We start from the raw sequence: 8,992 nt of genomic DNA on the forward strand, positions 1-8,992 counted from the left end.
TTTCCTGTCGTTCGATTCATGGCTGGATGGCGACCGGGCGTGCCGGCGACGCCGAAGAGAAAACTTTGCCCGCCCGGGAAACCCGCAGGCGGTTCTCTTCGGTAATCCATGAAACGTGCCAGCTATTCGAACAGGCGCAAATCAAGGGGTTGGCGTGGCATAGTGTTATTTCGACAACGAGTTTTCCGTGTCGAACTGACAGCAAAGCAGTCAATCGGACAACCACGCCATGCAGCCCGACACCCTGTTGACCCTGCTCCTGCCCCTGCTGGACGACCTCAGCCGCGACCTGCCGGAGGCGGAGCGCTACAAGCGTCTGCTCGACGCCGTGCAGGCCTTCCTGCCGTGCGACGCCATCGCCCTGCTGTGTCTGGAAGGCGACAAGCTGGTGCCCGTGGCGGTGCGCGGATTCGGTGCGGACACCCTGGGCCGGCGCTTCCGCATCGACGAGCACCCGCGCTTCGCCGCATTGCTGGCTCGCCGCGGGGCGACCCGCTTCGCCGCCGACAGCGATCTGCCCGATCCCTACGACGGCCTGATCGAGGGCCAGCGCGGCCAGCTGGAGGTGCACGACTGCCTCGGCTGTCCGCTGTACATCGACGAGCGCCCGTGGGGCCTGCTGACCCTGGATTCCCTCGATCCGGCGCGCTTCGACGGCATCGCGCTGGAGGATCTGGAGGCCTTCGCCAGCCTGGCCGCCGCCACCGTGCGGGTCGGCGAGCGGATCAGCGCGCTGACCCGGCGTGCCGAGCAGGACGAGCAGCTGATGGAAGCCTATCGCCAGGCCGCCAGCCATCAGGCCAGCCGCGAGATGATCGGCCAGAGCCGGGCGCAGCGGGTGCTCCTGGAGGAGATCGCGGTGGTCGGCGGCAGCGACCTGAGCGTGCTGATCAGCGGCGAGACCGGAGTCGGCAAGGAACTGGTGGCCCAGGCCATCCATGCCGCCTCGCTGCGCGCGCACAAGCCGCTGATCAGTCTGAACTGCGCGGCATTGCCGGAGACCCTGGTGGAAAGCGAGCTGTTCGGCCATGTGCGCGGCGCCTTCTCCGGCGCGCTGGGCGAGCGCAGCGGCAAGTTCGAGCTGGCCGACGGCGGCACCCTGTTCCTCGACGAAGTGGGCGAGCTGCCGCTGGCGGTGCAGGCCAAGCTGCTGCGGGTGCTGCAGAGCGGCCAGCTGCAGCGGCTCGGCTCCGACCGCGAGCACCGGGTGGACGTGCGGGTGATCGCCGCCACCAACCGCAATCTGGCCGAGGAGGTGCGCGCCGGGCGCTTCCGCGCCGACCTCTACCACCGCCTCAGCGTCTACCCGCTGCACGTGCCGCCGCTGCGCGAACGCGGCCGCGACGTGCTGCTGCTGGCCGGCTACTTCCTCGAGGAGAACCGCGCCCGGCTCGGTCTGCGCAGCCTGCGCCTGACCGCCGAGGCCCAGGCCGCGCTGCTGGCCTACGACTGGCCGGGCAACGTGCGCGAACTGGAACACCTGATCGGGCGCGCCGCCCTCAAGGCCATGGCTGCCGGCGAGCGCCAGCGCATCCTCAGCATCGATGCCTCCCTGCTGGACCTGGAAGATCAGGATAGACCCGGCCGGCAGGACGCGGCCCGGGCGGGGACGGTCGCGGGCCCGGTCGGGGAGGGGGAGGCGCCACCGACCGGCGACCTGCGTCTGGCGGTCGAGCAGTTCCAGCGCCAGCAGATCCTCGCCGCCCTGGAGCGACAGGGGCGGAACTGGGCCGCCGCCGCCCGCGAGCTGGGCCTCGACCGGGCCAACCTGCACCGGCTGGCCAGGCGCCTAGGACTGCGCTGAGGGGAGAGCGCCGGGGCGGACGGATCCGCCCCGGCGTCAGTTAAAGCAGCGCACCGGCGACCGCCCGCCCGGGGAACGACGGGAAACGCCGCTGCGCTGACAAACCGTTCAAGCCTCGCTGCCGGCCTGCTCCAGCAACGGCTGCAGGGTGCCGTCGGCTTCCATGCCGAGGATGATGTCGCAGCCGCCGACCAGCTCGCCGTTGACGAACAGCTGCGGAAAGGTGGGCCACTGCGAGACCTTCGGCAGCTTCTCGCGGATATGCGGAGCCTGCAGCACGTTGACGAAGGCGAAGGGCTTGCCGACCTTCTGCAGTGCTCCCACGGCGGCGCGGGAGAAGCCGCACTCGGGGGCTTCCGGGGTGCCCTTCATGTAGAGGATCACCGGGTTTTCGGCGATCTGCTTGCGGATGCGCGCTTCGGTATCGATTACCTGCATGTTTCTTCTCCTTAACAGGCGGCAGCGCTTTGCCGGAGGCTGGCGCTGTGCGGTTGGCGCTGCAGCCGCGGCCTGGCCTGCCAGGCCTCGTAGCCGCCGTCGAGGCTGTAGCAGTGGGCGAAGCCGAAACCGGCGAACAGGCGCGCCATGTCCTGGCTGGCCTTGCCGTGGTAACAGCAGAAAATCAGGTGGACCTGCTTCGGCGTGATCTTCAGAAGAGTGCGCAGATTCAGGTCGCTGAGATGGATGGCGCGCGGATCGTGCCCCTGGCAGTAGTCCCGGGCAGCGCGCAGGTCCAGCAGCATGACGTTGTCCTTCTCGGCCAGCAGCGCTTCGGCCTGCTCGACGCCAATGCGGGCGAATGCCTTCATGTCTCTTCTCCGAAACAGTCGTGGTAGGTGGGGCACTGTTCGCAGCTGGGCGAACGGCAGACATAGCCGCCTTCCCGCTCGCACAGCTGTTTGTAGAAAAACTTCTTCCAGCGCATGTCCTGGGTGTTGCGCATGGCCAGGTGCGGGAAGTTGTGCGTCAACAGCTCGTGCAGCTCCAGCCGCGAGGCCAGGCCCAGGTCGCGCCACAGATGGTCGCCGCCCAGGCAGCCGGCGGCGACGATGGCCGCCATCCACGCCTCGCCGGGGTCGCGTCCGCGCCGGCCGGAGAGCAGCAGATCGCGCAGATCGCTCCACTCGTCGCGGCGCAGCTCCAGCAGTTCCTGGCGCAGGTCGTCGCCCGCGGCATCGCCCAGCTCGGGGAAGTGCGCCCGGATCAGCGCGGCGTGGGCCCGCGCATCCAGCCCCAGGTGGAGCGGCAGGCAACCCTTGCCGCTACGCTGGGCCCGGACGATCTGTTCCAGCCAGGCGCGATTCGGCTCGTGTTCGGCGACCGCCTCCTGCTCGAACCCCCGCAGGACCGCCAGCCCGGCCATCAGCGGCCACCCGTGGCCAGGCAGCCGATCGGCGTGCCGGTGCCGACCGAGCAGCTGTCGAACGCCTCGGAGGGCTCCGGCAGCGCGCCGTTGCAGGGCAGTTCGGTGCTGAGCTTGGCCAGGTCGAAGCCCGCCATGTAGTGCTTGCCGTAGCGGATCAGCGGCCGGCGGATCAGCAGCGGCTGGGCCAGCATCAGGTCCAGCGCCTGCTGCGCGTTCAGGCGCGTCGGGTCCAGTTCGCCGTACTTGATCGCCGGCGCCGAACGGTTGAACCACTCGGCCACCGGCCGCTCGCCGAAGAACGGCCGCAGGCGCTCGCGGGTCCAGGGCTCGCTGAGCAGATCGCGCACTTCCAGCTTGAGGCCGGCCGAACGCAGCAACTGCTTCTGCAGACGGTTGGTGGCGCAACCGGGCTTCTCGTAGAACACGATGCAAGACATGGCGGGCTCCTCTCAGCGGGCCTGGATTTCACGCATGGCTTCGGCCAGACGCTCCGGGGGAATGCCGGTCAGCGAGCCGGGCGGGTTGGCCGGCGTGCCGTCCGCGAGCAGGATGGCGCCTTCGATCGGGCAGATGCTCGCGCACTGCTTGTCGCTGTAGTCGTCCTCGCACTCGGTGCACTTGCGCGCACTGATCTTGAAGTGGGTGTCGCCCATGGAGATCGCCTGACTCGGGCAGACATCCACACAGGCCCAACAATTGACGCAGGAATCCACAATCTTGAGTGCCATCTCGCACCTCCTTTCGCACGTCAGGCCTTGGCCTGCAGCAGGGCTTCCTCGTTATCCAGACGCCCGGCACTGATCATTTCCTGATAGACCGCCATCACCGCTTCCTCGATGGGCTCCATCGCGTGCTCGCCGTTGGGCTGGATGCCGGCGGCCTCCAGCTCGCTCCAGGGCTCGTAGCCGATCTTCGAGCAGAGCACCGCCTCGCAGCCCTTGAGGGCGCGGATGCTGCCGGAGAGGGCGCTTTCCTTCTCGCCGCAGCTGTCGTTGCCGATGCAGTACTGGTCGACCTTGCGGTGGCCGATGAAGCGCACGCCGTTGGGCGAGGCCTCGTAGACCAGGAACTCCCGGGCATGGCCGAAATGCTGGTTGATCAGGCCGCCGCCGCTGGTGGCCACGGCCATCAGCACCGGGCGATGGTTGCGGGCCACCGCGCCCTCGACCGACGGCACCGAGAGGCCGGCCAGACGCGCCCTTTTCTCCGCCTTCTCGTCCAGCTCTTCCTTGATCGCCGCATGGATGGCGGCGCGCTTGACCATGGCCGCCTCGTAGTCGATTTCCATCGCCTCGATCTTGTCCAGGGTGAACTCCTCGCCGCGGTCCTCGCCGAGCAGGCCCACCGCGTCGGCGCGGCACTGGCGGCAGTGGCGCATCATGTTCATGTCGCCGGCGCAGGCGTCTTGCAGATCCTGCAGCTCCTCGGGCTCGGGGCTGCGCTGGCCCATCACGCCGTAGAAGGTGCCGTGCTCGGCCTCGGCGATCAGCGGCATGACGTTGTGCAGGAAGGCGCCCTTGGCCTTGACCACCTTGCTGACTTCCTTCAGGTGCTCGTCGTTGACCCCGGGGATCAGCACCGAGTTGACCTTCACCAGGATGCCGCGCGCCACCAGCATCTCCAGACCCTTCTGCTGCTGCTCGATGAGGATCTTGGCGGCCTTCTCGCCGCGGATGCGCTTGTTGTTCCAGTAGATCCACGGATAGATCTGGGCGCCCACCGCCGGATCGACGCAGTTGATGGTGATGGTCACGTGGTCGATGTTGTGCTTGGCCAGCTCGTCGACGCAGTCGGGCAGGGCCAGGCCGTTGGTCGAGACGCACAGCTTGATGTCCGGCGCCTGCTCGGAGAGCTGGCGGAAGGTCTCGAAGGTGCGCTGCGGGTTGGCCAGGGGGTCGCCGGGGCCGGCGATGCCGAGCACGGTCATCTGCGGGATGGTCGCCGCCACCGCCTTGACCTTCTTCACCGCCTGGTCCGGGCTCAGCACCTCGGAGACCACGCCGGGACGCGACTCGTTGGCGCAGTCGTACTTGCGGTTGCAGTAGTGGCACTGGATGTTGCAGGCCGGCGCCACCGCCACGTGCATGCGCGCGAAGTAGTGATGCGCCTCTTCCGAATAGCAGGGATGGTTGTGCACCTTGTCGCGGATATGATCCGGCAGGTGGGAAAGCTGATCGTTGGTGCTGCCGCAGCTACCGGAGGAGCAGCCGCCGCCGGCATGCTCCCCATCGTTTTGCCCAAGTACGCTCAGTTCCATGGTCGGTCTCCGGTGAGAGAGTCTGTACGCCAAGGGAGAGAGCAAGGGCCGTGCCCGTTTTTTAACTGGCTGTTTTTTAAGAGTTTATTTCGCTGATGCGGGGCCGTTTGTTGTACCGCAACGGACAAAGGCGGGGGATGGGAGAGGGGGACTGTAGGGAAAGTGACAGGCTGGGAGGCGGCGGGGCCGCCGGCTTCGCGCCGGCATGCGGCGGATGCCGTCCACGAAACGCACGAGGCCGCGAGCCGGCGCACCTTGGTGCTTCGGTTCGCGGCCTCGCGGCGCGGTCGTCAGGCTCTCGGCGACTGCATCAGCTGGCGGTATTTGGTCAGCGCCCACAGCGGGAAGAACGCGGTGTAGCCGTGGTACTTCAGGTAGTACACGCGGGGGAAGCCCGGGGCGTTGTGCGACGGATGGCTCCACAGCCCGTTCTGCCGCTGTTGGCGGAGCAGGTATTCGATGCCGCGGCGCACTTCCGGCGAGCGGCCTTCGCCGACGGCGAACAGACCGAGCAGCGCCCAGGAGGTGCGGTCCGGCGAGCTGTCGCCCTTGTTGGTGCCGGCCAGCGACGGGTCGAGGTACGAGTCGTTGGTCTCCCCCCAGCCGCCGTCCGCGTTCTGGCGGCTCTTCAGCCACTCGACGGCCTTGCGGATGTAGGGCTGGGTGACGTCTTCGCCGACCAGCGCCAGACCGGCCAGCACGCTCCAGGTGCCGTAGATGTAGTTGGAGCCCCAGCGTCCCCACCAGGCGCCGTCCGGGCGCTGCTTGCTGCGCAGATAGGTGATGCAGCGCTGGATTTCCGTCCGGTACTGCTCGCGCATGCCGCTCAGGCCCAGGCACAGCAGCACCCGGCCGGATACGTCCTCGGTGGGCGGATCGAGCAGGGCGCCGTGGTCGGCGAAGGGAATCATGTTCAGGTATTCGCGATCGCAGTTGGCATCGAAGGCGCCGAAGCCGCCGTTCTTCGATTGCAGGCCGAGCATCCACTCGATGGCCAGCTGGACCTGTTTCTGGTAACGGTCCGGCTGCCCGATGCGCCGTCCGCGGGAGGCCAGCATGGCCGCGACCACGGCGGTGTCGTCGATGTCCGGGTAGTAGGCGTTCCAGTACTGGAACGCCCAGCCTCCCGGCGGTACCGCGTAGGGCACGGCTTCTCCCCAGTCGCCGCGCAGGTCCGTCACCTGGAGCGATTCCAGCCAGTCGTAGGCCTTCTGCACCGCCTGCTGGGTGCGCTCGCTGTCGTCGGCGTGCTGCAGGGCCATGACGCTCCATGCCGTATCCCATACGGGCGACAGGCAGGGCTGGCAGTAGGCCGAACCGTCGGGACGGCGCACCAGCAGCTTGCGGATGGAGGCCAGGCAGGTCTGGCGCATGGGATCGTTCTTCGGCACTCCCAGCACGGCCATCATCTCGTACCAGTAGACCATGGGCGGGAAGATGCCGCCCAGGCCATCCTCGCCGTTGGCCCGCTGGGCGCACCATTCCTGCGCGTATTCGATCGCGCGGCGCCGCGTGGATTCGGGAATCAGCGGCTCGATCAGGCGGCCCACCTTGTCGATGGCGAGGAACGCCTTGCGTACGAAGCCCTTGCTCGAGAAGTAGTTGCGCTCTTCCTCCGGCGGGGTCACGAACAGCTCGCGCACGCTGATGCCGCGCGGGTTGACCGCCTTGGCGCGCAGCGAGCAGAGGACCGTCAGCGGCACCATCGTGCTTCGGGCCCAGTAGGCCATCTTGTTCAGATGCACCGGGAACCAGTCGGGGAGCAGCACCAGCTCCACCGGCACGAAGGGGGTGGCGCTCCACGGCACCTGCTCGAAGGTGGCCAGCAGGATGCGGGTGAAGACGTTGGACTTGGCCGCGCCCCCGGCGGCGAGAATGGCGCGCCGCGCCTGCTCCATGTGCGGGGCGTTCGGGTCGTCGCCCGCGGCCTTCAGCGCGAAGTACGCCTTGACGCTGGCGGAGACGTCGAGGGCGCCGTCGTAGTACTGGTCCCAGGCGCCGTGGCCGTCGCGCCGCTGGATGCTGCGCAGGTAGATCGCCATGGCGGCCTGCAGCTCGTCGTCGATCTCGTCGACGAAATGCATCATCAGGATGTATTCGGCGGGAATGGTCGCATCGGATTCCAGCTCGAAGCACCAGTCGCCGCTCTCGTTCTGCAGGCTCAGCAGGGCATCGCTGGCGGACTCGATGGCTTGCCGGAGCTGCTCCTCGGACGGCGCTTCGGCGGTTTGCGGTTCGGGATTCGCGATCTTCTCGCAGGCGGCATTCACCGTGGGACTCATTTGCTATTGTTCCGTGTCATCTGATCGATCTGACGCAGGACTTCCGCGTACAGAGAGGGAGGCATCGATTGGTAGCCGAGCAGTTCGGCAAGCCAGAGCCCGTCCGCGGCCAGGCGGCAGATCATCAGGCGGGCCGCTTCGGCATCGGGCAGGGGTTCCGGTCGGTTTATCTCGACGATCTTCGGACTCCAGCGGGCGCGCGTTTCGGGATCGGTGAGCATCATGGCCAGCAGCAGGTGCAGATGGGTGGCCGATGCGTTGCGCCGGGATTCCTGCAGGGAGGCATGGATGTAGCCGCGAGCCGCGCGGCCTCCCGTATCGGGGTCTTCCGCCATGGCCGAGAGCATGTCGGCCTTGAATGCCGCCAGCGTCTCGTCGAAGAGGGCGTCCAGCAGGGCCTGCTTGTTGGGGAAGTGGTACTGCAGCCCCCCCTTGCTGACCCCCGCCCGGGCGGCGACGGCTTCGAGCGTGACGGCACGAAGACCCGCTTCCAGGGCCAGTTGGCCTGCAGATTGGAGGAGTTGGGGGCGCAGCACGTCGGGCTGCTTCTTTCGACGGCGGGCGATAGGCATGCGGAAAATGATACCAGCCGGACGGATTGTTTCAAGGCCGGCCCAGGCAGCGTCGTGATGCTTGTCCGCTGTGTTCCGCGATGGACACTGGCACAGGCAAGGGCCTGTGGCGACACATCGCCATCACTGCTATAACCCGGTAACCCCCCCCACGGAAGTGAGTGCCTCCATGTCCAGATCCCGCCCCGCGGTCGTGCTGTTCGCGAGTTTCTCCCTGCTGGCTGGCGCATCGGCAGCGCTGGCCGAACCCGGTCACGGGAAGGACGGCAATCCGCACCGGCAAGCGCCGCACGAGAACCATGCTGGCCACGGCGACAAGCGCCAGGCGCAGGGCCATGGCGATCATGACACCGGCCTCTATTCGGGGTACCGCGGCGACTACCGCTATCCGGGGCGCATCGACGAAGAGCGGATCCGCCGGGTGCTCGACGACAACCGCGGCTACTGGAATCCGGGTGCGGCGCTGCCGCCCGGCATCCAGAAGCGGCTGGCGCGCGGCAAGCCGCTGCCCCCGGGCATCGCCACCCGGCTGGATGGCCGGCTATATGGCAGGTTGCCGTACTACGATGGCTACGAGTGGATGCAGGCGGGGACCGAGCTGATCCTGGTCGGCGTGGCGACCGGGGTGATCCACGAGGTGGTGCACGACATCTTCCATTGATGCCGTCCCCATGAACGAAGGCCGGAGCCCAGTGGCTCCGGCCTTCTTGT

10 protein-coding genes are annotated in these 8,992 nt (G+C 67.7%); 2 read left to right on the forward strand and 8 right to left on the reverse strand.

Annotation, left to right across the window (positions count from 1 at the left end):
• Nucleotides 1–229: 229 nt before the first annotated feature.
• Nucleotides 230–1,804, forward strand: a complete 1,575-nt coding sequence (norR, locus tag ACFOJE_RS10570; protein ID WP_377814303.1) for a nitric oxide reductase transcriptional regulator NorR — start codon at nt 230–232, stop codon at nt 1,802–1,804.
• 108 nt (nt 1,805–1,912) lie between these two features.
• Here norR and grxD read toward each other — a convergent pair whose 3' ends face one another.
• The 8 genes from grxD to ACFOJE_RS10610 form a co-directional block, all read right to left on the reverse strand.
• Nucleotides 1,913–2,242, reverse strand: coding sequence for a Grx4 family monothiol glutaredoxin (gene grxD, locus ACFOJE_RS10575; RefSeq protein ID WP_377814304.1), 330 nt, complete (start codon nt 2,240–2,242; stop codon nt 1,913–1,915).
• Between the two features lie 11 nt (nt 2,243–2,253).
• Nucleotides 2,254–2,613 (reverse strand): thiosulfate sulfurtransferase GlpE, encoded by a 360-nt coding sequence (locus ACFOJE_RS10580; RefSeq protein ID WP_377814305.1) that lies wholly within the window; start codon nt 2,611–2,613, stop codon nt 2,254–2,256.
• Nucleotides 2,610–3,167: a nitrogen fixation protein NifQ gene (locus tag ACFOJE_RS10585; RefSeq protein ID WP_377814306.1), complete on the reverse strand. Its 558-nt coding sequence runs from the start codon at nt 3,165–3,167 to the stop codon at nt 2,610–2,612. Before ACFOJE_RS10585 ends, ACFOJE_RS10580 begins: the two co-directional genes overlap by 4 nt.
• Nucleotides 3,167–3,607 carry an ArsC/Spx/MgsR family protein gene (locus tag ACFOJE_RS10590; RefSeq protein ID WP_377814307.1) on the reverse strand — a complete coding sequence of 147 codons (441 nt, stop codon included), beginning with the start codon at nt 3,605–3,607 and terminating at the stop codon, nt 3,167–3,169. The genes ACFOJE_RS10585 and ACFOJE_RS10590 overlap by 1 nt, the downstream gene beginning before the upstream one ends.
• A gap of 12 nt (nt 3,608–3,619) precedes the next feature.
• Complete coding sequence (locus ACFOJE_RS10595; protein ID WP_377814308.1) at nt 3,620–3,898, reverse strand: 4Fe-4S dicluster domain-containing protein; 279 nt, start codon at nt 3,896–3,898, stop codon at nt 3,620–3,622.
• 20 nt (nt 3,899–3,918) lie between these two features.
• Nucleotides 3,919–5,427 carry a nitrogenase cofactor biosynthesis protein NifB gene (nifB, locus tag ACFOJE_RS10600; protein WP_377814309.1) on the reverse strand — a complete coding sequence of 503 codons (1,509 nt, stop codon included), beginning with the start codon at nt 5,425–5,427 and terminating at the stop codon, nt 3,919–3,921.
• Between the two features lie 290 nt (nt 5,428–5,717).
• On the reverse strand, nt 5,718–7,709 hold the full coding sequence (gene shc / locus ACFOJE_RS10605) for a squalene--hopene cyclase (RefSeq protein ID WP_377814310.1): 1,992 nt from the start codon (nt 7,707–7,709) through the stop codon (nt 5,718–5,720).
• Nucleotides 7,706–8,281, reverse strand: coding sequence for a TetR/AcrR family transcriptional regulator (locus ACFOJE_RS10610; RefSeq protein ID WP_377814311.1), 576 nt, complete (start codon nt 8,279–8,281; stop codon nt 7,706–7,708). Before ACFOJE_RS10610 ends, shc begins: the two co-directional genes overlap by 4 nt.
• Before the next feature lie 169 nt (nt 8,282–8,450).
• On the opposite strand from ACFOJE_RS10610, the gene ACFOJE_RS10615 reads away from it, so the two are divergent.
• Nucleotides 8,451–8,942 carry an anti-virulence regulator CigR family protein gene (locus ACFOJE_RS10615; RefSeq protein ID WP_377814312.1) on the forward strand — a complete coding sequence of 164 codons (492 nt, stop codon included), beginning with the start codon at nt 8,451–8,453 and terminating at the stop codon, nt 8,940–8,942.
• Nucleotides 8,943–8,992 lie beyond the last annotated feature (50 nt).

The organism is Azotobacter bryophylli (assembly GCF_042643485.1).
GTDB classification, from domain to species: Bacteria; Pseudomonadota; Gammaproteobacteria; order Pseudomonadales; family Pseudomonadaceae; genus Azotobacter; species Azotobacter bryophylli.